At 36.6% G+C, this 24,534-nt stretch carries 20 protein-coding genes; 4 read left to right on the top strand and 16 right to left on the bottom strand.

Translation table 11 applies throughout. The annotated features are described in order from the left end of the window. Nucleotides 1-11 precede the first annotated feature (11 nt). The 14 genes from rpsJ to tig form a co-directional block, all read right to left on the bottom strand. Nucleotides 12-317, bottom strand: coding sequence for a 30S ribosomal protein S10 (rpsJ, locus tag PHT93_RS05100; protein WP_005634728.1), 306 nt, complete (start codon nucleotides 315-317; stop codon nucleotides 12-14). A 23-nt stretch (nucleotides 318-340) separates the two neighbouring features. Further along, on the bottom strand, nucleotides 341-2,467 hold the full coding sequence (fusA, locus tag PHT93_RS05095; protein WP_300240289.1) for an elongation factor G: 2,127 nt from the start codon (nucleotides 2,465-2,467) through the stop codon (nucleotides 341-343). A gap of 29 nt (nucleotides 2,468-2,496) precedes the next feature. Continuing rightward, nucleotides 2,497-2,973 (bottom strand): 30S ribosomal protein S7, encoded by a 477-nt coding sequence (gene rpsG, locus PHT93_RS05090; protein ID WP_300240286.1) that lies wholly within the window; start codon nucleotides 2,971-2,973, stop codon nucleotides 2,497-2,499. Nucleotides 2,974-3,122: 149 nt separating this feature from the next. Further along, a complete protein-coding gene (rpsL, locus tag PHT93_RS05085; RefSeq protein ID WP_300240284.1) occupies nucleotides 3,123-3,527 on the bottom strand; it encodes a 30S ribosomal protein S12 in 405 nt (134 codons plus the stop codon). 213 nt (nucleotides 3,528-3,740) lie between these two features. Beyond that, nucleotides 3,741-5,585, bottom strand: coding sequence for a DNA mismatch repair endonuclease MutL (mutL, locus tag PHT93_RS05080; RefSeq protein ID WP_300240282.1), 1,845 nt, complete (start codon nucleotides 5,583-5,585; stop codon nucleotides 3,741-3,743). Next, on the bottom strand, nucleotides 5,582-5,887 hold the full coding sequence (locus PHT93_RS05075) for a hypothetical protein (RefSeq protein ID WP_300240280.1): 306 nt from the start codon (nucleotides 5,885-5,887) through the stop codon (nucleotides 5,582-5,584). The genes mutL and PHT93_RS05075 overlap by 4 nt, the downstream gene beginning before the upstream one ends. A 24-nt stretch (nucleotides 5,888-5,911) precedes the next feature. Continuing rightward, nucleotides 5,912-7,459, bottom strand: coding sequence for an OstA-like protein (locus PHT93_RS05070; RefSeq protein ID WP_363318624.1), 1,548 nt, complete (start codon nucleotides 7,457-7,459; stop codon nucleotides 5,912-5,914). A gap of 32 nt (nucleotides 7,460-7,491) precedes the next feature. Continuing rightward, nucleotides 7,492-8,853, bottom strand: coding sequence for a peptidylprolyl isomerase (locus PHT93_RS05065; protein ID WP_300240274.1), 1,362 nt, complete (start codon nucleotides 8,851-8,853; stop codon nucleotides 7,492-7,494). A 14-nt stretch (nucleotides 8,854-8,867) separates the two neighbouring features. Beyond that, nucleotides 8,868-9,728, bottom strand: coding sequence for a peptidyl-prolyl cis-trans isomerase (locus tag PHT93_RS05060; protein WP_300240415.1), 861 nt, complete (start codon nucleotides 9,726-9,728; stop codon nucleotides 8,868-8,870). An 8-nt stretch (nucleotides 9,729-9,736) separates the two neighbouring features. Next, complete coding sequence (locus PHT93_RS05055; protein ID WP_300240271.1) at nucleotides 9,737-11,332, bottom strand: peptidylprolyl isomerase; 1,596 nt, start codon at nucleotides 11,330-11,332, stop codon at nucleotides 9,737-9,739. Between the two features lie 96 nt (nucleotides 11,333-11,428). Then, nucleotides 11,429-13,609 carry a DNA helicase RecQ gene (gene recQ / locus PHT93_RS05050; RefSeq protein WP_300240268.1) on the bottom strand — a complete coding sequence of 727 codons (2,181 nt, stop codon included), beginning with the start codon at nucleotides 13,607-13,609 and terminating at the stop codon, nucleotides 11,429-11,431. Between the two features lie 29 nt (nucleotides 13,610-13,638). Further along, nucleotides 13,639-14,868, bottom strand: a complete 1,230-nt coding sequence (gene clpX / locus PHT93_RS05045) for an ATP-dependent Clp protease ATP-binding subunit ClpX (protein WP_300240266.1) — start codon at nucleotides 14,866-14,868, stop codon at nucleotides 13,639-13,641. 28 nt (nucleotides 14,869-14,896) lie between these two features. Beyond that, nucleotides 14,897-15,559, bottom strand: a complete 663-nt coding sequence (gene clpP / locus PHT93_RS05040) for an ATP-dependent Clp endopeptidase proteolytic subunit ClpP (protein ID WP_300240263.1) — start codon at nucleotides 15,557-15,559, stop codon at nucleotides 14,897-14,899. Nucleotides 15,560-15,747: 188 nt separating this feature from the next. Continuing rightward, nucleotides 15,748-17,106, bottom strand: coding sequence for a trigger factor (tig, locus tag PHT93_RS05035; RefSeq protein ID WP_300240261.1), 1,359 nt, complete (start codon nucleotides 17,104-17,106; stop codon nucleotides 15,748-15,750). 306 nt (nucleotides 17,107-17,412) lie between these two features. On the opposite strand from tig, the gene PHT93_RS05030 reads away from it, so the two are divergent. Together PHT93_RS05030 and PHT93_RS05025 are read left to right on the top strand one after the other, a co-directional pair. Further along, nucleotides 17,413-17,658: an RNA-binding protein gene (locus tag PHT93_RS05030; protein WP_300240258.1), complete on the top strand. Its 246-nt coding sequence runs from the start codon at nucleotides 17,413-17,415 to the stop codon at nucleotides 17,656-17,658. A 273-nt stretch (nucleotides 17,659-17,931) separates the two neighbouring features. Beyond that, on the top strand, nucleotides 17,932-18,822 hold the full coding sequence (locus tag PHT93_RS05025) for a CPBP family intramembrane glutamic endopeptidase (RefSeq protein WP_300240256.1): 891 nt from the start codon (nucleotides 17,932-17,934) through the stop codon (nucleotides 18,820-18,822). Here the strand turns inward: PHT93_RS05025 and lptB are convergent. After that, entirely contained in the window at nucleotides 18,819-19,571 is a 753-nt protein-coding gene (gene lptB / locus PHT93_RS05020) for an LPS export ABC transporter ATP-binding protein (protein ID WP_300240253.1), read from the bottom strand. The two genes, PHT93_RS05025 and lptB, sit on opposite strands and share 4 nt — an antisense overlap. Nucleotides 19,572-19,885: 314 nt before the next feature. Between lptB and PHT93_RS05015 the strand changes: the two genes are divergently transcribed. Both PHT93_RS05015 and PHT93_RS05010 read left to right on the top strand, forming a co-directional pair. Beyond that, entirely contained in the window at nucleotides 19,886-20,632 is a 747-nt protein-coding gene (locus PHT93_RS05015) for an ABC transporter permease (RefSeq protein WP_300240251.1), read from the top strand. Between the two features lie 2 nt (nucleotides 20,633-20,634). Further along, nucleotides 20,635-21,405, top strand: coding sequence for an ATP-binding cassette domain-containing protein (locus tag PHT93_RS05010; protein ID WP_300240248.1), 771 nt, complete (start codon nucleotides 20,635-20,637; stop codon nucleotides 21,403-21,405). Between the two features lie 57 nt (nucleotides 21,406-21,462). Here the strand turns inward: PHT93_RS05010 and PHT93_RS05005 are convergent, their stop codons facing one another. Beyond that, on the bottom strand, nucleotides 21,463-24,378 hold the full coding sequence (locus PHT93_RS05005) for a M16 family metallopeptidase (protein ID WP_300240245.1): 2,916 nt from the start codon (nucleotides 24,376-24,378) through the stop codon (nucleotides 21,463-21,465). Nucleotides 24,379-24,534 lie beyond the last annotated feature (156 nt).

Raw genomic sequence — 24,534 nt, 5'->3', positions numbered from 1 at the left:
AATTTAATATCTCACACTTTAATTTCTACTTCTACACCACTTGGCAACTCCAGCTTCATCAACGCATCTACTGTTTTCGCAGTTGAACTGTAAATATCAATCAATCTTTTATAAGAAGATAGTTCAAACTGTTCACGAGACTTCTTATTAACAAAAGTCGAGCGATTCACAGTAAAAATACGCTTATGCGTAGGTAGAGGTATAGGACCACTTACAACAGCCCCTGTAGCCTTCACCGTCTTAACAATCTTCTCGGCAGACTTATCTACCAGTGAATAATCGTAAGACTTTAATTTAATTCTGATCTTTTGGCTCATTTTATATTATAATTTCTAATAATTTATTTGATCAAGTCAACTCGGCCTTGCACTTCTGTTAATACTTGCTTAGCAATTGAAGAAGATACTTCTGCATAATGAGAGAACAACATCGAAGATGTAGCACGTCCAGATGTAATAGTACGTAAGGCCGTTACATATCCAAATGTTTCTGCCAATGGAACTTTAGCTTTTACGATACGAGCACCGGTACGGCTTGTTTCCATACCCTCAACCTGTCCACGTCTCTTATTCAAGTCTCCAATCACATCACCCATACTTTCTTCAGGAGTAACCACTTCAATCTTCATAATTGGTTCCATCAAAGCAGGACCGGCTTTCTCCGCTGCATTCTTAAATGCCTGAAGAGCACAAATCTCAAAAGACAACTGGTCAGAGTCAACAGAGTGGAATGATCCATCGATTAGAGTTACCTTCAATTGGTCTAACGGATATCCAGCCAATACCCCATTCTTCATAGCTTTCAAGAAGCCTTTCTGAACAGAAGGAATAAATTCCTTAGGGATATTACCACCTTTAACCTCATCAATAAATTGTAATTCTCCAACAAAATCAGCATCTGCAGGTTCAATTCTCACAATGATATCAGCAAACTTACCACGACCACCAGACTGTTTTTTATAAACCTCACGAAGTTCCACTGATTTAGTGATTGCTTCTTTATATGATACTTGAGGACGTCCTTGATTACATTCTACTTTAAACTCGCGACGCAATCTATCAATAATGATATCTAAGTGTAACTCACCCATACCACTGATAACGGTCTGGCCTGTTTCTTCATTTGTCTGAACACGAAAAGTTGGATCTTCTTCGGATAATTTAGAAAGTCCAACACCCAGTTTATCCAAATCTTTTTGCGTTTTCGGTTCAACCGCAATACCAATCACAGGTTCTGGGAATTCTATTGATTCAAGCACTACAGGGTGTCCCTCATCACATAGAGTATCACCAGTACGAATATCCTTAAACCCAACTCCAGCACCTATATCACCACAACCAATGGCTTCCATAGGGTTCTGTTTATTAGAATGCATCTGAAACAGACGAGAGATACGTTCTTTTTTATCAGAACGTGTATTTAGCACGTATGATCCAGCAGACAATGAACCTGAATAAACACGGAAGAAACAAAGACGGCCAACATAAGGGTCTGTTGCAATTTTAAAAGCTAAAGCAGTCATCGGTTCTTCAAATAAAGGCTTACGAATAATAACCTTTTCTGGATCACGAGGATCTGTACCTTCAATTGCAGCAGTATCACTTGGGCTTGGCAAATAAGAACACACAGCATCAAGCAATGTTTGCACTCCTTTATTCTTAAAAGAAGAACCGCAAATCATCGGATTTATCTGCATAGCTAATGTTCCCTTACGTATCGCAACTCTGATTTCCTCTTCAGTAATAGTAGAAGGATCTTCAAAATATTTTTCCATTAAGGCATCATCACATTCAGCCAAAACTTCAAGCATTTTATCTCTCCATTCTACTGCCTCGTCAACTAAATTTGCAGGAATATCTTCAACATCATATTCTGCCCCCATTGCTTCGTCATGCCATAGAATAGCTTTCATACGAACCAAGTCAACAACTCCCTTGAATGTTTCTTCTGCACCAATAGGGATCTGAATAGGACATGGATTAGCTCCTAAAACAGTCTTAACCTGATTAACAACTTCATAGAAATTGGCACCAGAACGGTCCATTTTATTTACATATCCAATCCTAGGAACATTATATTTATCTGCTTGTCTCCACACAGTTTCTGATTGTGGCTCAACTCCACCAACAGCACAAAAAGCAGCAACAGCACCATCCAACACACGTAATGAACGCTCTACCTCTACGGTAAAGTCAACGTGTCCCGGAGTATCTATCAAATTTATCTTATACTTATTATTAGCATAGTTCCAAAAGGTTGTGGTAGCAGCAGAGGTTATTGTAATACCACGTTCCTGCTCTTGTGCCATCCAGTCCATCGTAGCAGCTCCATCATGAACCTCACCAATTTTATGAGTCAACCCTGTATAAAAGAGAATACGTTCAGACGTTGTTGTTTTTCCCGCATCAATATGAGCCATGATGCCGATGTTCCTTGTAAACTTTAATAGTTCGTCAGCTTTTGTCATCTTTATTTATATCTACTATATTACGCTAATTAAAATCTAAAATGAGCAAAAGCACGGTTTGCTTCTGCCATACGATGCATATCTTCTTTTCTTTTAAACGCTCCGCCTTGATTATTAAATGCATCAACAATTTCAGCAGAAAGTTTATCAGACATCGTTTTCCCTCCTCTTTTACGAGAGAAAATAATTAAATTTTTCATTGAAATGGACTCTTTACGATCTGGGCGTATTTCAGTAGGAACCTGAAAAGTAGCACCACCAACACGGCGTGACTTAACTTCTACTTGAGGAGTAATATTGTCTAATGCTGCTTTCCATATCTCGAGAGCAGTCTTTTCTTCATTTGGCAACTTTGCCTTAACGGTTTCTAATGCAGAATAAAAAATTTCGAAAGCAATATTCTTCTTGCCATCGTACATTAAATGGTTAACGAATCTCGTAACCGTCACATCACCATAAACAGGATCCGGGAGGATCTGTCTTTTTTTGGGTTTTGCTTTTCTCATTTGTTTTCAAAATTTACGTCTTTGTCTTTGGTTGCCTTAACATCGTCTTCAACAGTTCCGCTGAACTATTTACTCAACCTTATAGCCTATCCAAATAACTCAAACCAGCTTAAACACTTTTTTATTTAAATTCTCAGTTTGAAAGGGATTTATTTTTTTCCTTTAGCAGCAGGTGCGGCTCCGGCTTTTGGGCGCTTTGCTCCGTACTTTGAACGTCTTTGAGTACGTCCATTCACACCGGCAGTATCTAATGTACCACGAACGATATGATAACGCACACCAGGCAAATCCTTTACACGACCACCACGCACCAAAACAATAGAGTGTTCTTGCAAATTATGTCCTTCACCAGGAATATATGCGTTCACTTCTTTTGTATTTGTCAAACGTACTCTCGCTACTTTACGCATCGCTGAGTTAGGTTTTTTAGGAGTAGTAGTATAAACACGAACACAAACTCCACGTCTTTGCGGACATGAATCCAATGCAGGTGATTTCCCTTTTACTTCCAAAGTTTCCCTTCCTTTTCTAACTAATTGCTGAATTGTAGGCATTTTTTACTTTTTACTTTAGAATGTTTTTTTTTAAAATTATCTATAAATATTTCCATTAGGCTGCAAAGATAGTTATTATTTACATATAATCAACACCTTACACCCATATCATTATCTTACATATTAAAAAACGGTGCAAAGCTAATTATTTGTTTTTAGTTTTTAAACAATACAAGAGTTTGTTTTTTGTTTTTTTAACACAAACAAAGCATATCATCTAAAACGTTTCGCTAACTCATCTTCGCCAACAATAGAAAGTATATTTTTGCCATCCGGGGTAAGTCTTGTTTCTTTACAAGAGAAAAGAGATGCCAACAAGTCGTCCATCTCGTCCATAGACAAGAATTTTCCATAATTAATTGCTGAAGCTTTCGCTAATGTAAAGGCCACGACATGAGCTAAGTCCTCCTTCAATGTTTTTCTGTTTTCAACCACATTGGCTATTACATTTTTGAGTAATATCACGGAATCTACCCCATCAAACTCTGACGGAGTACCGTTAATAGCATATGTCTGATTCCCTAAATTGGCTAAATCGAACCCAACAAAAGTAAGTTCTTCTTCTAATTCAGAAAGCACTGTAAGTTCAGAAGTTGTTAATTCAATGATTTCAGGAAAGAGCTTTTTCTGACTTATCCCCTTCCTCTGCTGAATATAATTTACATACTGTTCATACAATACGCGAAGATGGGCACGGCGCTGATCAACAATAGCAAGTCCGGATTTTAAAGATGTTATTATATATTTACTTTTATATTGGTATGACGAGAACGCCGTTTGCTCTACTTGGGATGCGGCATTCAGCAACTGTTCTTTCGAGAGTTCTGGTGTTACCTCAGTCTGAGAGAAAAGTTCCTGATCGATTACCGTCCGATCATCGGTAAAGTTTTCATATAATTTATCCCAATCAAATTCTGTCTCATTTTTTTCTCTTTCAGAATTTCTGAAAGGGTTATAATCTTTATTAACCTGAACACTCGGAGAGGTAATTTTATCATTAGTTTTTCCCTGATTATACACAGGAATATCTATAGAATCCTGCATATCAAAGTCAATCATAGGAACAACACTAGCTTTAGCTAACGCCTCCCTTACGGCAGACACTATAATTTGCCAAATAGGCTGTTCATTTTCGAATTTAATTTCAGTTTTTGTCGGGTGTATATTTACATCAATAGTTTGAGGATCTAAAGTAAAATAAACAAAATAATTAGGCATTTCTCCTACCTGAATGATATTTTCATAAGCCTGCATAATAGCTTTATGAAAATACGGATGTTTCATAAATCGTCCATTAACAAAAAAATATTGTAATGCTCCTCTTTTTTTTACAGAAGACGGATCACCCACAAACCCGGAGATTGTAACCAACTTACTTTGAACTTCAAGTGTGAGTAATTTTTGATGCAAAGACTTACCATAAAGATCAATAATACGTTGTCTTACCCCGGCTTGAGGGAGATTTAATATCTGCACATCATTATGATATAGGATTAATGAAGTTTGAGGGTTTACTAATGCGACTCGTTCAAACTCATTTATTATATTTCTAAATTCTGTTTCATTCGACTTTAAGAATTTTCTTCTGGCCGGTACATTAAAAAATAAATTCTTAACAGAAAAGACACTACCTTCTGCACAAACCTCGGGTTCAATTCCGGTTAATTCCGAACCAGCAATCGAAAGTTTTATACCAATATCTGCTCCTCTCTGCCGAGTACGCAATTCAACGTGTGAAACAGCAGCAATTGATGCGAGAGCTTCCCCCCGAAAACCCATTGTTTGAAGAGAAAAAAGATCATCTGCAGTAGAAATTTTCGATGTAGCATGCCTTTCAAACGCCATTCTTGCATCAGTTTCCGACAGACCTTTACCATCATCTATCACTTGGATCAATGTGCGTCCTGCATCTTTAATATTTACCTGAATACATTCGGCACCAGCATCAATAGAATTTTCCACCAATTCCTTAACCACTGATGCCGGGCGTTGGATAACTTCACCCGCAGCAATCTGATTTGCAATATTATCAGGTAAAAGATGGATTATATCACTCATCGCAAAAAAATAAACCAACCAAGAAAAGCTAACACAACAAGTATAATTGCTAATCTAACATTTTTGTACTTCCGACTATCAACACTATCCCCACGTTCAATGCTTTTCTTCAAATGAGAAGTACCTTCAATAAAAGTTCCTTTTATTAATGGTTTATACTCATCAGAAGGTTTTTCAACGCCAAGTTCTCGTTTAATTCTCAGTTCTCGTTCCTCCAATTTCTCCTTTCGGGGATCCCAGTAAATAGGCTTATGCTCAAATTTACGAGGTTTACGTACTTTAAAAAAAGAAAATACAGCCATTTTCGTTAATTTAAAAATAGATTTTTAATGTACAAATTTATTACTTCTTTTTGGCACATCAGATTGCGCCTCACGAGTATGAACTGTAAATATATCATTTTTATCCTTAGGCCGTAAATCTCCATGCCATTTAAAATCTTTAAGAAACTTTTGTTCTGGATTCAAGTCTGGGATAGGAGTCAAAACACCCACTGGCATAGGTTTAGCAACCAGTCTCTCCAATTTACCTTCATTCAGGGTAATATTTAAGAAACCACTTTTTGTTTCATTTAGTCCAATAAAACTTCCATCTTTTTCTATTGGATAATATAACATTTCAGCATTTCCTGCAATATCGATTTGCTTCACTGTCTCTCCTTCAAAATAAGCTTTCAAGTCACTCCCTTTTAACTGATTATAATAAGTCGAATCAATATATTGGGATGAAAATGCATATTCTTTCACATGGGCATAATCAATTGCGCTGTCTCCCATAAAGATTAAAATTGTATCTCCAAGTATCTGATACTGTTCATTCCACAGAATAGGTTCTCTGAACATATACAGAACAGAATCTCGTGTATTAAGTTGCAAAGAATCACATACTCCTTGAAAGTCTGTTCTATAAAAACGAACGCCGTAAAAAGCCTTAACCTCTCTATAAACAGAATCTACAGAAACCATTTCCAATGTATCCGCATGAAGATAAAGCGTATCTCCACCTGAATACTCTAAGAAACGAGCACTGTCAGTAGCAAATGCATATTCTGTCAGCTCGTTATAATACCCGTAATTACCTTCTAAAATTACCTTTTGTACAGTATCGCGGATACTCATATTCCCAAAGGCTTCACCCAAGCCCGCATTTTTATTATATGCAATCGAATCACCTGTTAACAGCCGATTTCCTGATACAACCACAGAACGATCCAGCAAAAGTGATTTATCAGCTACCGTATCGTACCATCCCTTAGATGTATAGATAGTTCCACTATCTGAAACGATAACTGAAGGTCCTAAAATTGTTGCAATCTTACTGTCAGTACTATATTCTAAAGTATCTGACGTTAATACAAACTGAGGATTATCTAACTTAACACTATCATTAAATACGGCAATTTTAGTATCCGGAGAGTATTTTCCCAAAAAAGAAGAAAGAACATTTTCTTCATCAACAATTTTTCCTCCATCAAAATAATATCCGACATTCACTGTTCTGTCATAATTAAGACTATCTGTATATAATGTGACTTGGTTGTTCACCATACGCACATTATTCCTCAATCTTGCCAACTGGATATTACCTTCATAAATAAGATAATCGCCATAGACAAAAAGTGTATCTCCCTGCTCCATTCTAACATTGCTGAATGCTTCTAATGAATTATTATCTTCATAGAAATAAGCACTGTCGCAATACATATACGAACTATCGTGCCTGAAGCAAACATTTCCTTTTAATATTTGAGCGTCAGCTTTTACCTCTTTATCATATGACAATAAATCGGAATGTTCTAAATAAACAGAGGTAGCTTTATGGGATACAGAATCCTGATCCTGTCCAAAAGAATAGGGTACAAACCAAAAAAACACGAATAATAATAACAATAACCGATTCTTCACAATTATTCTTTTACCCATCCAGGGAACTGAAAGTCACAATTACGCCAGCCTTCACTAATGCGTATATATGTTGTTTTTTGTTTTTTCAAAATCCAGTCATTCAGTAGTTCATCACGTTTTTTAGCTTCCACAAGTCCTTTTAAGGCCTGATAGTCATCGGAAAGATTTGCTTTATGACTTTCTGTACGAGCTTTTAACTTCACGATTGCCACAACATCTTTCTGTTTATTCGTGATCATACGAAATGGCTTAGAAACCTCCCCTACCTCCATATTGTAAATCACCTTTCCTATCTCCTGGGGGAGTTCCTGCATTTCAAAGCGAGGAGTTCCTTGGTTGTTTCCTTCATAGTTAGAATTCACCATTAGGCCTTTATTATTTCTTGTATCTTTGTCATACGAAACAAATGTTGCAGCTTCTTCAAATGAAAACTTATTATTCATTAGATCGGTATACAATGAATCCATTTTTACCATCGCATCATTCATCTCATTTTCCGACACTTTTGGACGAAGCAAAATATGCCGGCAATTTATACGATCCCCTCTTTTCTCTATCAATTGAATAATATGAAAACCGTATTCTGTTTCAACAATATTAGACACGCGTTTGGGATCAGTCAAATTAAAAGCAACGTTAGCAAATTCCGGAAGTAACGACGTTTTACCTAAAAAGCCTAATTCTCCTCCCCGTTTAGCAGATTCAGGATCTTCAGAATACAAACGAGCAATAGTAGAAAACTCTCTCTCCCCTTTTGTTATCTGATCTGTAAACTCTCTCAAACGAGCCTTTATCCCGTCAATCTCCTCAAAAGATATTTTGGGTTCCATAGTTATAATCTGCACTTCGACAGTTGTAGGTATTGTCGGCAAACTATCTTGAGGTAGTTGATTATAATACTTTCTCACATCTGCAGGTGTTAGCTTTATTTCTCCAATAAGTTGGCGCTGCATCTGTTGGATTACTTGTTGTTCCCGAATCATTTCTTTACGATCCTCTTTAATCTGAGAAATCTTCTGATTAAAATATTCTTCTAATTTCTCTTTTGATCCAATTTGATTTATAGCAAAATTAATCCATCTATCCACTTCTTGTATGATCTGATTTTCATCCGCCTCAATACTATCAATCTTTGCTTGATTCAAATAGAGTTTTTGAATCGCCATTCGTTCCGGTATCACACAATAAGGATCCCCGTCAATACGTTCACCATCATTCTGCATATACAAACGTTGCTTTTCAATATCCGACCGTAAGATCGCATCATCACCTACCACCCACACAATTTCATCAACCACATTCTCCTGCGCAATTAAGAGACAAGAGCTACACATCAAAAAGAATAAAGTCAGTAACTTTTTCATTGCATCTGTATTATTTAGCGTTCGTTACGATTAGAAAGAAACTTCACATCACCATTTCTTACCGCATCTTTATATAATTCATTTTCAATTTCTTCAACAAATTCTTTTCTCTTCTGATTGGTAAGCATCTCTACAATGCGAGGCTCAGCATAATCATAGGGAGCAACTTGTCCAGACAACATATATTCCTCGATATTTAACAGATAACAGAATGAACTATCAGAAACTTCAACAAGTTTATTTGACTTTAAGAATGTATTTACATTCGATACTGTCACGGGAATATTAACTATTATGTCGTCAAACCTAATCCATCGATCATAGAAATATTCATAAATACTAGCATTTTGAATACTGTATTTTTCGATCTTTTCTAATGACTCAACATTATTAGATTTATACCATTTTTTCACATCTGATAAACCAGGAGCTTCCACGGGTATTTTCAAAAACAATCCTTTAACAATTGCATTATCCAGTTTAAACCGATCCTGATTTTCTTCAAAATAGGTCAGTTTATCACTCTCCTGAATATTAACAGAAAGTCTTTCCGTCACTAAACGTTCCTGATATCTGTATCGTATTAAAGATCTTCTGTAAGCATCCACCAAACGGTCTATTTCTGCAGCATCATCTCCTAAATTTTTCAACGCCACATTATAAACCAATTCATCTTTAATCCATTTGCGAATATAACTTTCGGCAAACAATAAGCTATCTTCAAATGAAATTCCTTTAGGAACAACTTCCGTTACTTCTGATTTAGACAAAGTTTTCCCGTTCATTTCAACCAATATATCTTTTTCTGTTGACGAATTGTTTTTACACGAACTCAACAAAAATACAAATGCTATAAAAGGAAAACAAATCTTCATCAGCATTCTTAATGTTTCTTTATTTTTTTCAATAATTTAGTGTTAATTGTTACCGGATATTTTTTCTGAATCTCTTGCACCCATAACTTTTCCAACTCAGGTTGATCCTCTACAGGATGTTGCCACACGCGTGCATCACTAATTTCAAATAACAAAATACCATCACGATACTCTTGCAACAGATGACTATACTCGGGGTATTTTTTTTCTAAATTTTCCCTTTCAAAAGTTGTTACAATATCTCTTAAATACAAGTCATAAACTTCTTGCATGAAATCACCTGAATAAGTTTTTGTTGAAAAAGGACAACGAAGCAAATAATACGAAAAATCACGTTGCGTTAAAGCCTGATTATTGATAACCAACAACGTATCCTTCATATTTTCCACGCTTTTAAAAAACATTGAGTCCGTCGGGAAATAAGAATCACAAACTTTTTGTAATTCAGCATATGCCTTCGGATAAAAAGTATAATTATATTCTTTCTTCAGGCGAGAATCAAAAGCGTTATAAAATTCGAAGTTCCATTCGTCTTTTTTTAGAACAGATGCGATAGATTCTTTTACCTCCTCAAAAGTTGGACGGGGTTTCTTATCGATCAACTTAATCAAATGATAGCCGAATTGAGTTTTTACAGGTTTAGAGACCTCTCCTATTTCCGTCAACTCAAATGCAGCCTTCTCAAAATCGGGAACCATCATTCCCTGAGAGAAAAACGGCATTACTCCCCCCTTCTTTGCACTTTCCGGGTCTTTAGAAAATTCTTTCGCCATTTCATAGAAATCCTCTCCGGCAAGAATTCTTTCTCTGACTTTTTCAGATTCATTGAGCAAGCTGTCATCAGATTCAACATCCCTCCCCTCATCTGCTTTAAACAAAATATGAGCAACTTTAATCCGTCCCAGATTGGGTTTCTTTTCACTCAACTTTATTATATAATAACCATAAGATGTTCTAACCGGTTTGGAGACTTCACCTTCTGCCAGAGAATATGCAGCATTATCAAAAGCCTTCTGCCCCTTAAGAGGCAAAAAGGAATTAACACGCCCTGAATAAACCTTATCAGAGTTCGGATCGTCCTTTTTCAAGCTTTCAGCAACCTCATCAAAATCTTCACCCTTTAGAATCCGCCGGTATGCGTCAAAAGCATTCTCATAAATAGCAACAGTATCTTTAGAAACAACCTTTCCTGGAAAACGGAAAAGAATATAGCTTAGATCTAACACGTTATTTCCTCTATCATAAATTAGTCTAACAGCCGCCTCTTCTCCCTTTGGATCAGACATATAACTATTCGTTAATTCAGCCTTATATTTAGCATATTCATTTATAAAAGAAGTTTTCTTATCAAATCCGGCATCTTCCGCATCTGCAACCTTCAATTTAAAGATCTTAAATAATTCAAGATAATCATTTAATGATTTTTTATTATTTAAATCAACCTCATTGTTTTTAGCTGCCATATACTCAAATTCAGCAAGCGAAACCTCTTTCCCTGCAACAGTCATAATAACTGAATCAGCCCCTATCTGAGCATTACAAAAGAACGAAACTAACAGTAAGTTTAACAAAAACAAGTATTTCTTCTTGAATATTTTTTCCATATCTGATACTACATTATATAAATAAACACAAATAATAAAACGCTATACTAAGGTAAAAAGTATATAGTCCTTTATTTTTAGTGTTTTTTATAATCATTAGTTAGCCATTTCAGACAAAAACTTAATTCTTACCAAACGTATCTCTTCTTCAGTATAATCTCCTCCGAGTTCTTCAATTGCATCTTCTAAGCCATCTGTCTCAGAGTCTTTAAAATATTCATAAATATCTTGAATATGATCTTCATCCATAACATCATTCAGGAAATAATCAATATTGATTCTTGTTCCTGAGTAAACGATAGCCTCTATTTCATCAAGTAATTCATTAAATTCAAGTCCTTTTGTCAGAGCAATATCATCTAATGCAACTTTCCTGTCAATACTTTGAACAATCCAAACCTTAAGTTTAGATTTGTTTGCCACTGTCCTTACCCGTAAATCCTCAGGACGTTCAATCTCATTCTCCTCAACATGTTTTTTTATCAACGTTATAAACTCCTGCCCATAACGCTTAGCCTTTCCGGCTCCAACACCAGGAATATTCTGCAATTCATCAAGTGTAACAGGATAGGTCGTAGCCATAGCCTCCAGCGACAAATCTTGAAAAATCACAAAAGGAGGAACCTCTAATCTTTTAGATAATTTCTTACGTAAATCCTTCATCATGGAATACAAGACGGGATCTACCGCGCAAGTACCACCACCTCTTACAGGAGTTTCTTCCTCTTCTTCTTCAAACTCGTTGTCCTTAATAATTTTAAAAGAAACAGGCTTTTCCATAAACGCCTGACCCTTTTTAGAGATTTTTAAAAGACCATAGTTTTCAATATCCTTTTCCAGATATCCTCCAATGAGTGCTTGCCGTATCACAGCATTCCATGTTTTCTCATCTTCATCCTGTCCGGATCCGAAAACTTCAAGTTCATTATGTTTAAAAGACTGTATTTCCGAGGTTTCATTACCCATCAAAATATTTACAACATACTCAGTCTTAAATTTTTCCTTTAGCGCACTGACAGTTTCCAGTACCGCGCTCAATAAATCCTTTGCTTCCACTTGTTTTTTAGGGTTCAAACAATTATCACAACAACCACAATTCTCTTCTAAATATTCTTCGCCAAAATAATGTAACAAAACTTTTCTGCGACAAACAGCTGTTTCAGCATAAGCTGCTGTCTCCAATAATAATTGCCTTCCGATTTCTTGTTCGGCAACCGGTTTCCCTTGCATAAACTTTTCCAGTTTCTGTAGATCTTTGTAAGCATAAAAAGCAATACACTGCCCTTCGCCTCCGTCTCTTCCAGAACGACCGGTTTCTTGATAATACCCTTCCAAACTCTTAGGTATATCATAATGTATGACATAACGGACATCAGGTTTATCAATCCCCATACCAAAAGCTATAGTCGCAACAATGACATCAGCCTGTTCCATCAGGAATGCATCCTGATTGCCAGAGCGTGTTACAGAGTCCATTCCGGCATGATAAGATAATGCCTTAATACCATTTGCCCGTAAAATATCAGCAAATTCCTCCACCTTCTTACGGCTCAAACAATAAATGATGCCGGATTTACCTTCATTCGCCTTAATATACTTAATAATCTCCTTATCGATATTCGCATCTTTTTGTCGAATCTCGTAATAAAGATTAGGGCGATTAAAAGACGATTTAAAGACCGTAGCATCAATCATACCAAGATTTTTCTGGATATCATGTTGTACCTTAGGAGTAGCAGTGGCCGTTAATGCAATCAAGGGACGTTTCCCTATACCACTAATAATCGGACGTATCCGACGATATTCCGGTCTGAAATCATGCCCCCATTCCGAAATACAATGTGCTTCATCCACTGCATAGAAAGAAATATTCACTTGCCGTAGAAAATCCACATTCTCATCCTTCGTTAGCGATTCAGGTGCTACATAAAGCAGTTTCGTACGACCGCTCATGATATCACTCTTCACCTGCTCTATTGCACTTTTATTGAGGGAAGAATTAATAAAATGAGCTATACCATCTTCCTCACTAAAATTACGCATCGCATCTACCTGATTTTTCATCAAGGCAATAAGTGGAGAAACAACAATCGCTGTTCCTTCCATCAACAGTGAAGGTAATTGATAACACAAGGATTTTCCTCCTCCGGTAGGCATAAGAACAAATGTATCTTTTCCAGCCAGGACATTTTCTATTATAGCTTTTTGATTTCCTTTAAAAGTATCAAAACCAAAATGAGTCTTCAGCGCCTCAGCCAATATATCCTTCTTTGCCATACTTGGTTTATTTTACAATATACAAAAACCTAAGCCGTTTGCAATCGATTAACATCTGATTTCTCAAATTTCTCTTTTGCATAATCTAATGAGACATGAAGCGTTCTGCTTTTCTGTGAAGGCATTGTAAACATTGCATCCATCATAATCGCTTCAACAATAGAGCGAAGACCCCGAGCCCCCAGTTTAAACTCTAAAGCCTTATCTACAATATATTCATACACCTCTTCGTCAAACGATAATTCAATTCCATCCATCTCAAACAATTTTATGTATTGTTTTATAATTGAATTTTTAGGTTCTGTTAAGATACTTCGTAACGTTGACCTATCAAGAGGGTTAAGATAAGTAAGAATCGGCAAACGACCAATTATTTCAGGAATTAAACCAAAAGACTTCAAATCCGTAGGAGTGATGTACTTTAATAAATTATTTCGGTCAACAGCACTTGTCTCTTTGTTCGCAGAATAACCAACAACGCGAGTGTTAAGTCGTTGTGCTATCTTTTTTTCGATTCCATCAAAAGCGCCTCCACATACAAATAAAATATTTTTCGTATCTACTGCGATCATTTTCTGATCCGGATGCTTACGTCCTCCCTGAGGTGGAACATTGACTATCGAGCCTTCCAATAATTTAAGCAATCCTTGTTGGACACCTTCCCCACTCACATCACGGGTGATGGATGGGTTATCACTTTTCCTGGCAATCTTATCTATCTCGTCTATAAACACAATACCTCGTTGCGCCGCTTCCACATTGTAATCAGAGGCTTGCAACAAGCGCGTCAGTATGCTTTCAATATCTTCTCCTACATATCCAGCTTCAGTCAAAACCGTCGCATCAACAATAGCAAAAGGCACATGCAAGAGTTTCGCAATAGTTCTTGCTAACAGGGTTTTACCTGTACCTGTTGCCCCAACCATAATAATATTGGATTTTTCAATCTCAACATCATCCGTTGTCACCCGCTGAAGCAATCGTTTATAATGATTATACACTGAAACCGATAAGTATCGTTTTGCATCATCCTGACCTATTACGTATTGATCGAGAAAAGTTTTAATATCTTCTGGTTTGGGTAAATCTTTTTTAGTCAGTCCGAAGGGACGTTTTTTGGTTTCCGTTTGTTCTTTTACAATTTCATATGCTTGTTGTACACAGTCATCACAAATTGCACCCGAAATCCCGTTTATCAGAAGATTTACATCACTGCTACCTCTACCGCAAAAAGTACATACATCGCCCGTCTTGGCCATATCTTTGTTCTATAAATCAATAATTCAATCACTTACGAGTAAGGATGTCGTCAATCATTCCATAAGTTTTCGCTTCTTCCGAAGTCATCCAGTAATCGCGATCACTATCTTTCTCCACTTCTTCGTATGATTTTCCTGAATGATTGGAGATGATCGTATAAAGTTCCTTTTTTACTTTTAATATCTCGCGCGCTGCAATCTCAATATCAGAGGCCTGTCCCTGGGTTCCACCCAATGGTTGATGAATCATGACACGAGAATGTTGTAACGCAAAGCGTTTACCTTTTTCTCCTGCAACAAGCAGCACAGAGGCCATAGAAGCAGCAATACCAGTGCATATCGTAGAGACTTTACTACCAATAAACTGCATTGTATCATAAATCCCGTATCCCGCATAAACAGATCCGCCGGGGGAATTAATATAGATCGAAATATCCTTACCTGGATCACTGGAGTCTAAATATAACAGCTGTGCCTGAATCACATTCGCTGTATAGTCGTCTATTTGCGTTCCGAGAAAGATGATTCTGTCCATCATCAAACGCGAAAAAACATCCATCTGGGCAACATTCAACTGACGTTCCTCTATGATAGTAGGGGAAATGTAACTGCTCGAAATATTCATATAACTATCCAAAGCAGTGCCACTCATTCTTAAATGTTTCGTTGCATATTTTTTAAATTCTTCCATAATCATCATTCTTATATTAATAAATAAAAGACACAAAAAGGGAACTCCCTTTTCCTTAACGATTAAACAAAGTTATAAATAAATTTCTGAAAGAAACAAACTTATTATTTGTCCGCCAAGTTTTTTTAAAGAGAATTCCCCTTTTTTAATCGCATACGGCATCAACTACACCGAACAGCTTGATATTCTTATGAAAACAGTTTATTAAATTCTTCTACTGTTACTTCTTTAACCTCTAATTTCACCATGCCTTTCAAGACTTCACTCAATTTTTCTTCCACTACGCGGTCGATGATATTTTGTAATGTCTGTTTGTTTTTAAGCATGTCTTTAACGTATCCAGCCAGAACATCTTCGGGCACTGTCATCATTCCATATTGAGCGAATTGAGACTTAGCCACACGTGTCGCAAACTGTTCTATATCGGCATCCTCAACCTTAATATCATTTTCTTTTACTATTGATTCTTTCACCAACTGATACTTCAGGTCTTCAATCAATTGAGGATATTCGTTTTCTAATTCTTCTTCCGTTTTCTTTTTGTTTGTTTCCAGCAACCAACGTTTCAAAACCGAATCAGCAAAAACCGGAGAACCGGCTTTTTTAATAAGCAGATCGCGCGCATCAGTTAAGAATTTATAATTTGCTTGCGGCTCAAATTGTTCAGCAAGTATTTCTTTCACTTTTGCTCTGAACTCCTCTTCATTAGAAACCATTCCTTCATCAAACACTTTGTCAAAAAGCTCCTGATTTAATTCAGCTTCTTTATGGCGAGTCACTTCACTGATTTCAAAACTAAAATCTGAGATAACATTTTCAGCCTGTTCTTTTTCAATCTTCAACAGCGATGCGATCTCCGCATTAGCACCTTCATATGCTTTCTTCGGATTAAAGACAACTACATTATTCTTTTTTGCGTTCAAGAATTTGGCTTTTTCTTCTTCATCTTTTAAGTAAAGAGGCATCAATACTGCTCCTTCCACAAGAATACCACCTTCTTTTATAGCTCCACCTTCTAATTCTGCCAATGTTCCTTTCAACAAATCCTTTTCCTGAATCTCATCATCGGCTTCTTCATAAGTACCGAAGTTTACGCGATAAGAATCTATTTGTTTGTTTACCATCTCATCATCAACAATGACCTGATAGGATGTCAGTTTATCTCTTTTATTTAAGGTAACCTTAATCTCAGGAGCAAACGCAAGATCAAAACTAAACTCAAAATCTTCTTGTGTATTGAAGTTTAATTCTTTTTGTTCAGTAGTATTCGGCATCGGTTCTCCAAGAATATTCAGCTTTTCATCCCGAATGTAATCAAACAAACTTTCCGAAACCAATTTGTTAATTTCTTCAACTAACAATTGCGTTCCATGCATTTTCTTTACCATCCCCATAGGAACCATACCTTTACGAAAGCCCGGCAGAGCTACTTTCTGACGGAAATTACGCATACTTTTTTCTAATTTTTCTGCATAATCAGCCTTCACTATTTCAATTTTCAGGATACCGCTATTATCAGCATCGTTATTCTTTAGTGAAATATTCATTCTGAACGATTTATTTAATTAATTCTTTACCCTTTACAATTTTCAGGGTGCAAAATTAGAGTTAATCTTTTAATAACACAAATTGTTTACTTAAAATCTCTTACGTATTCATTTTATCGAGTTAAAAACTTGTCATTCAAAAATAAATGTATTTCTTTGTGACGTGAAAGGCAATTTACCTTGAACGTACCTAACATTGTTTTTTATTTCTTCAGTTACTTGTGGATATATCTCTCATTGTTATGAAATTCCGGTTTACTACTTTCATTAAGTAACAATTTTATTTTTTTAATTACTTTTATTTTTATGAACATTTACATTGGAAACCTGAACTATCGTGTTCGGGAAGAGGATTTGAAACAAGTGATGGAAGAATACGGAGTCGTTGACTCAGTAAAGATCATCAAAGATCGTGAAACTGGCAGATCAAAAGGTTTTGCTTTTGTTGAAATGGCAAACGATGACGATGCTAAAAAAGCGATCGAAGAATTGAACGAAGCTGAATACGAAGGACGCCAAATGGTTGTAAAAGAAGCAAGACCTAAAGCGTAATTTCCGAACTTCTTCTGAAGAAATAAAAACTTCTGCCTATATTTGGCAGGAGTTTTTTTTATTAGAGCCTGTTTAAATTTTTATTCGTGGCTTATTCGATTTATTTTTTGTTTAGTTGTATATCAGCATGAATGAGCATAGCAGGCTATGTGATTGAATGCGGAGATGCAGATAAGCAAAAAAGAAAACGAAAGAAGACCGAAACAAGCCCTCAAGAAATATCCTATAAAAATTTAAACAGGCTCTTATAATATGTATAAACGAAGATAAATCATGGGACTTAAAGCTTCACTTTCCGATAAATCCGGCATATTTCAAGTTTGGATCTTGTTATTAATTGTCTTAGGAGGAATAATAATTTCCTCGATAACCACTGTGATCCTCAGCTTGTTTATTCCGGGTATATCAATGGAGAACCCCGGTTATGTACGTTTTATACAAACGATATCTGTACTTTTCACTTTTTTGATACCAACTCTTGTCCTTGCCTGGCTTTGCAGTGATTCTCCGTCCGATTATTTATCTTTAAGAAGACGACCTTCTGCGAAAGTATTCCTACTTGTACTATTCGGATTATTGTTGTTGTCGCCAACGATCAATATCACATCTGTACTTAACAAGCAATTGGTTCTGCCTCCTTTTCTTGAGTCATTAGAATTATGGATGCAGCAGAAGGAAAAAGAAATGGAAGATCTGGTTAATCTTCTTATTAACGAGGCCGGCATAATTGCTCTTATATCAAACCTGTTTGTTATTGCTTTTCTTGCTGCGTTAACTGAAGAATTCTTTTTCAGAGGTGCCATACAACGGATTATAGAAAAATGGACGAACAATCATCATGTTGTCATCTGGTCGGCAGCTATTTTGTTTAGCGCAATTCATATTCAGTTCTACGGATTTATCCCTCGCATGATTTTAGGAGCTTATTTCGGGTATTTATTATATTGGAGTAAAAGCATATGGGTCCCGGTTTTTGCTCATTTCCTTAACAATGCCGTAGCTGTTTTTGCAAGTAGAAGTGCAGATCTGAATGAGCACGAGTTTATTAGTGGAGATATTAAGAGTGAGCATTTGATAGGCTATTCCATTCTGGCCGCAGTCACCCTTACGCTGTTTTACTATTTGAATAAAAAGCTCAAAGCAGAAGCGAGACAAGTCCTTTAAAACACTTTTTTTCTTAACTGGAAATCTTTACCGAGGTATTTTTCACGCACAATCTCATTTTCGGCTAATTCTTCGGCTGTTCCCTGAAACAGAACTTTCCCTTCAAACAAAAGATAGGCTCGGTCTGTAATACTTAGGGTTTCATATACATTATGGTCGGTTATAAGAATACCGATATTTTTATGCTTGAGCTTAGCAACAATAGTCTGGATATCTTGTACAGCAATAGGATCGACACCGGCAAAAGGTTCGTCAAGCATAATAAATTTCGGGTCGATTGCCAGACAACGAGCTATTTCAACACGTCTGCGTTCACCTCCCGACAATTGATCTCCCAGATTTTTCCTTACCTTATGCAAACCAAACTCGTCAATCAGACTTTCCAACTTTTCTTTCTGATACTCGAAAGATGTCTCAGTCATTTCCAACACCGAACGGATATTATCTTCAACTGTCATCTTGCGAAACACGGATGCCTCTTGCGCTAAATAACCAATGCCGTTGCGTGCTCTTTTATACACCGGATATTTAGTTATTTCCATATCATTCAAAAAGATTCGTCCTTCATTAGGTGTAACAAGCCCAACAGTCATATAGAAAGTAGTTGTCTTCCCGGCTCCATTCGGACCAAGCAAACCAACTATTTCTCCTTGTTTCACGTTTATAGAAACATGGTTAACTACTGTACGGGTTTTATATTTTTTCACCAGATCCTCCGTACGGAGCACCATTTGCTGTTCGTCAGTCATAACTAAAGATTTGTTGCAAAGTAACAGAATTTAATCACGCCTCTTGCAAATGCCGGAACGTTTAACATTCTTTTAGCAGGAATTCCTATATTTAAACTGATTATAATAGACATCTAAGGTCAGTTTCTTCAACATAGTATTTGAAAAAAACTGAATCAGCACACATTTAATTCGATCTACCAATCTGATATTCAGAATATTGATACATCTAAAAATTGTAAACGCACAACTTTTAATCATTAATTATTTGAATATTTAATTCCGCCAACGGGTTAATACCTTATATTTGCAAACTACAAATCAAAGAAACCGGGATGTATAAAGCATTGCATAGAGTGGGTGAATATACCCTGTTAATGAAAAAATCGATCACTTTACCGGATCGATGGAATATGTTCTTCAAACAGTTGATACGCGAAATATATAAATTAGGGGTAGATTCCTTATGGATTGTTATTATAATTTCCATATTCATAGGAACGGTAATTGCGATTCAAATATCCCTGAACATCAGTTCTCCGTTAATTCCCAAATTTACAATCGGTTATACTACCCGTGAGATTATCCTGTTAGAGTTTTCGTCCTCAATAATGTGTCTTATACTTGCAGGAAAAGTAGGCAGTAACATTGCTTCTGAAATCGGCACCATGCGTGTGACTGAACAAATCGATGCGATCGAAATCATGGGGGTTAATTCTGCCAATTATCTGATTTTTCCCAAGATTACCGGATTGATGCTTTTCATTCCCGTTCTCGTTATATTTAGTATGTTTACCGGTATTCTTGGCGGCATAGCAGCCAGTTATCTTGCTAAAGACGGAATGACACCAGCCTCATTTGAATATGGACTTCAATTCTATTTTAATTCCTTTTATATCTGGTATTCCATCATAAAATCAATAATCTACGCTTTTATTATTTCCTCTATAGCTGCTTATTTCGGTTATTATGTAAAAGGAGGAGCATTGGAAGTAGGAAAGGCGAGCACCAATGCTGTTGTTATGAGCAGTGTAATGATTCTTTTGGCTGATGTTATCTTAACCCATTTAATGCTTACATAGGAATGATAGAGGTTAAAAATATTACAAAAACGTTTGACGGACGTATTGTCCTGAACAATATAAGTGCTCTGTTTGAAGATGGTAAAGCAAATCTGATCATTGGACGAAGCGGATCAGGTAAAACCGTATTGATAAAGAATATTATCGGCCTGATGACACCGGATTCGGGGGAGATTCTTTACGATGGTCGCAATTTTCTGAATATGAGCAAGTCTGACTTAAAACTTTTGCGTCGGGAGATGGGAATGTTATTTCAAGGTTCAGCCTTGTTTGACAGTATGACGGTTCTTGAAAATGTGATGTTTCCTTTGGATGTATTTTCAAAAGACTCCGCTCGCGAACGAAGAAAAAGAGCAGAATTCTGTCTTGATCGTGTTAATCTTTCCGACTCTGGTCATTTATACCCCTCCGAAATCAGTGGTGGGATGATGAAAAGAGCGGCCATTGCCAGAGCGATAGCTCTTCAACCCAAGTACCTCTTTTGTGACGAACCAAATTCCGGTCTTGATCCGAAAACATCACTTATTATCGACGATCTGATCTATTCCATCACGAAGGAATATAAAATGACTACCGTAATAAATACACATGATATGAATTCTGTAATGAATATCGGAGACAATATCATCTTTATTAAGGAAGGTATCATGGAATGGCAGGGTGACAAACATCAGGTCATCACTTCCAACAATAAGGCATTAAATGATTTTATTTTTGCATCCGATCTTTTCCGAAAGGTAAAAGAGATGGAAAATAATCAGGAAGAGGGATAAAGAGATACTAAAAAAGGATGAAGTTTACCTGCCTCATCCTTTTTTTGTATATGGTTTTTAGTAACCGAACAGTTCTTCTTTCGTTAATTTCTTGAGAGGACCATAAGGAGCAAGAGCTTTCAAATCCAAATCCTTTTCATCGCCAAGAATACAATACGTATAGGTACGATCTTTCACCCATTTTGCCTGGAAAGCTTTTATTTCTTCCAAAGTCATCGATGGGGCTTTCTCATATAGTTCCTTACGACTATCAACGGTTAAGCCTAAATCCTGAGCACGAAGATAAGACCACAAAACATCATATTTTGTGATACGTTCCGTACGAAGACGAGTAATCAGTGCATCTTTTGCCAGTTCAAAAGCTTTTTCAGATTCGGGCATGTTATTTATAATATCATCAAAAGCTGTCATCGCATCAATCATTTTATCATTCTGCGTAGCAATAAATGTACGATAAATATAAGGATCTTTTTTCTTGGACGGAGTAATCAGAAATGCACCGGCAGAATAAGCCAAACCACGCGCTTCACGCATTTCCTGAAATACGATACTATTCATATTTCCGCCAAAATATTCGTTATACATATTTAAGACAGGTTCTATGCCCGGATCGAACGATTCTGCCCTGTTGGATATCGCTGAATAATAAATTTGTTTAGCGTCATAATGAGCTAATAACACTTTATTCTCAGCTGTTATTTCACGTTTAAAATCAGCCGCTGCAGGAACTGGATTTAATGTTTCAGGAACCTTATGTTGTTCGTTTATAATTCTCAACAAAGCCTCTCCTTTCTCCGGCCCGTAATACAATATTTTATGTTCATAACTATTTATACCATGAATAATATCCACAAGTAAACCCGGATTCATTTGTTGCAGCTCCGTCGTTGTCGGGATATGCGTTGTTGGAGAGTTTGGTCCCCAGATTGCGTACTGAATTAAACGATTAAAGTTTTGTCCCTGATTCAATTTGGCATCATTCCGTTTTTTGATAATATCTACAGCCAGATTTTTATACGCTTCTTCATTTACCTGAGCATCAGACAAAATTTCTTCAAAAAGAGCCATCGCCTTCGGTAAATTTTCCTGCAAACCTTCTAACACAACATAGGTGCGGTCTGTTCCCGGATGTACGCTGAAGTAACAAGCCAACCGATAAAATTCTTCATTGATTTCTTTCAATATTTTCTTAGACGTTCCAAGATATTTCATGTATTCAAAAGCTGTACCAAGTATTTTATTATTCTCAGTACCCATATCAAAAACATAAAGCAAAGAGAAGATATCATTCGTTGTATTTTGCTTATACAATACAGGGATAGAAGACTTTGCAGTTAATATCTGCATATCTTTTGAGAAATCCAAGAATACAGGTTCTATCGGTTTTACCTCTGCTGCCTGCACCTCTTTCAAAAAAGAGCTGGCAGTATCCCGGTTTACTGCAAGCGGCGTAATCTTCGGTTTGTCAATTTTCAGTTCATTCGGATCTTTTCCTTCACGTTTGTAAACCACCGCATAATTATCACCAAAGTATTTATTTGCAAAATCTACGATCTGCTGTTTGGTGACTTTACTCAGCCTGTCTAACCGGCCCACCTGATCTGACCAGTCTTTACCGGAAATAAAAGCAGAAACAAAAGCATCAGCACGTCCACGATTTTCATCCATACGGAACATTTGTTCCAACTTGAAATTGTTTATAGAAGCCTGAAGTAAGCCTTCGTCAAAGTCGCCTGTTTTTATTTTAGCTATTTCTCCAAGGAATAGTTCTTTCACTTCGTCCAGTGTCTGCCCTTGCTTTGGACGACCATTAATAAACACCATATCATAATCCGTCATCCCAAAAGAGTAGGCATAAGAACTCAACACTTTCTGTTGTTGATTCAAATCCAGATCAATCAAACCGGCCTTTCCATTATACAGAATACGAACAGCCAAATCTAACAATTCATTATCCGGATGGTCTGCCCCCGGAAACCGCCATCCTAACGACACATTTTCAGCATCTACTCCAAGCACGTCTTTCACAACCACATTCTTTATCGGAGATTCATGCGTTACAGGCAAAGCTGGTAACTCAGGATTTGGTTTCATAGAACCAAAATATTTATCAATGGTTTTGATCATCTCATCGGGATCAAAATCCCCCGACAGACAGATTGCCATATTATTGGGAACATACCAAACTTTATAATAATTCTTGATATTCGTTATAGACGGGTTCTTCAGGTCTTCCTGCGTACCCAATACTGTTTGTGTACCATAGGGATGATCGGGAAAAAGAGCGCTAAGCATTGCCTCATATACTTTACGGGCATCAGATGTAAGCGACATATTTTTTTCCTCATATACTGTTTCCAGCTCCGTATGGAATCCACGGATCACGTTATTTGCAAAACGGTCTGATTGTATCTTTGCCCAGTTATCTATTTGATTTGCCGGAATATCTTCTATATACACTGTCTGATCAAACCCGGTATATGCATTTGTCCCGTTAGCACCTATAGCAGACATCAATTTATCGTACTCATTGGGTATGGCAATTTTAGAGGCTTCGTATGAAACACTGTCAATCTGGTGGTATATAGCTTTTCGCTCTGCTTCATCTGTAGTTTTCCGATAAACTTCAAACAAACGTTCTATTTCATCAAGCAGTACCTTTTCTTTATCAAAATCCTGAGTTCCAAATTGTTTTGTTCCCTTAAACATCAAGTGCTCAAAATAATGCGCCAATCCGGTAGTTTCAGCAGGATCATTCTTTCCTCCGACCTTTACCGCTACAAATGTTTGTATTCTCGGCGTTTCTTTATTTACAGTCATGTAAACTTTCAGTCCATTATCTAATGTATAGATACGAGCTTTCAGGGGATCATTAGGGACAGATTCATAGGTGTAGGGTGAACTCTCTTTGCAAGAAGTTACTATCAGCGATAAAGCCACCACAAATAAAGAGAAATTGGAAATTCTACTCATAATAGTTGGGTATTAGGGATTTAATAATCAAATATAAAGAATTATGTACAAAAGCCTCGCTACAATCCATTTTTTTAGCAAAAAAGGCAGTTTTGTCTAATAATAAAACAAAACTGCCTTTAATTCTATAAATTTCAGGTGAACTTACTTCAGTCC

Source organism: Massilibacteroides sp., from assembly GCF_028705895.1.
GTDB lineage: Bacteria > Bacteroidota > Bacteroidia > Bacteroidales > Tannerellaceae > Massilibacteroides.
Note: the sequence above shows the minus strand (reverse complement) of the source record. Positions and strands in the feature narration are given on the sequence as shown.

Bases quoted from the DNA above. Each gene is read 5' to 3' on its own strand.
- rpsJ (WP_005634728.1), bottom strand. From the start codon at position 317: ATGAGCCAAAAGATCAGAATTAAATTAAAGTCTTACGATTATTCACTG.
- fusA (WP_300240289.1), bottom strand. From the start codon at position 2,467: ATGACAAAAGCTGACGAACTATTAAAGTTTACAAGGAACATCGGCATC.
- rpsG (WP_300240286.1), bottom strand. From the start codon at position 2,973: ATGAGAAAAGCAAAACCCAAAAAAAGACAGATCCTCCCGGATCCTGTT.
- rpsL (WP_300240284.1), bottom strand. From the start codon at position 3,527: ATGCCTACAATTCAGCAATTAGTTAGAAAAGGAAGGGAAACTTTGGAA.
- mutL (WP_300240282.1), bottom strand. From the start codon at position 5,585: ATGAGTGATATAATCCATCTTTTACCTGATAATATTGCAAATCAGATT.
- PHT93_RS05075 (WP_300240280.1), bottom strand. From the start codon at position 5,887: ATGGCTGTATTTTCTTTTTTTAAAGTACGTAAACCTCGTAAATTTGAG.
- PHT93_RS05065 (WP_300240274.1), bottom strand. From the start codon at position 8,853: ATGAAAAAGTTACTGACTTTATTCTTTTTGATGTGTAGCTCTTGTCTC.
- PHT93_RS05060 (WP_300240415.1), bottom strand. From the start codon at position 9,728: ATGAAGATTTGTTTTCCTTTTATAGCATTTGTATTTTTGTTGAGTTCG.
- PHT93_RS05055 (WP_300240271.1), bottom strand. From the start codon at position 11,332: ATGGAAAAAATATTCAAGAAGAAATACTTGTTTTTGTTAAACTTACTG.
- recQ (WP_300240268.1), bottom strand. From the start codon at position 13,609: ATGGCAAAGAAGGATATATTGGCTGAGGCGCTGAAGACTCATTTTGGT.
- clpX (WP_300240266.1), bottom strand. From the start codon at position 14,868: ATGGCCAAGACGGGCGATGTATGTACTTTTTGCGGTAGAGGTAGCAGT.
- clpP (WP_300240263.1), bottom strand. From the start codon at position 15,559: ATGGAAGAATTTAAAAAATATGCAACGAAACATTTAAGAATGAGTGGC.
- tig (WP_300240261.1), bottom strand. From the start codon at position 17,106: ATGAATATTTCACTAAAGAATAACGATGCTGATAATAGCGGTATCCTG.
- PHT93_RS05030 (WP_300240258.1), top strand. From the start codon at position 17,413: ATGAACATTTACATTGGAAACCTGAACTATCGTGTTCGGGAAGAGGAT.
- PHT93_RS05025 (WP_300240256.1), top strand. From the start codon at position 17,932: ATGGGACTTAAAGCTTCACTTTCCGATAAATCCGGCATATTTCAAGTT.
- lptB (WP_300240253.1), bottom strand. From the start codon at position 19,571: ATGACTGACGAACAGCAAATGGTGCTCCGTACGGAGGATCTGGTGAAA.
- PHT93_RS05015 (WP_300240251.1), top strand. From the start codon at position 19,886: ATGTATAAAGCATTGCATAGAGTGGGTGAATATACCCTGTTAATGAAA.
- PHT93_RS05010 (WP_300240248.1), top strand. From the start codon at position 20,635: ATGATAGAGGTTAAAAATATTACAAAAACGTTTGACGGACGTATTGTC.
- PHT93_RS05005 (WP_300240245.1), bottom strand. From the start codon at position 24,378: ATGAGTAGAATTTCCAATTTCTCTTTATTTGTGGTGGCTTTATCGCTG.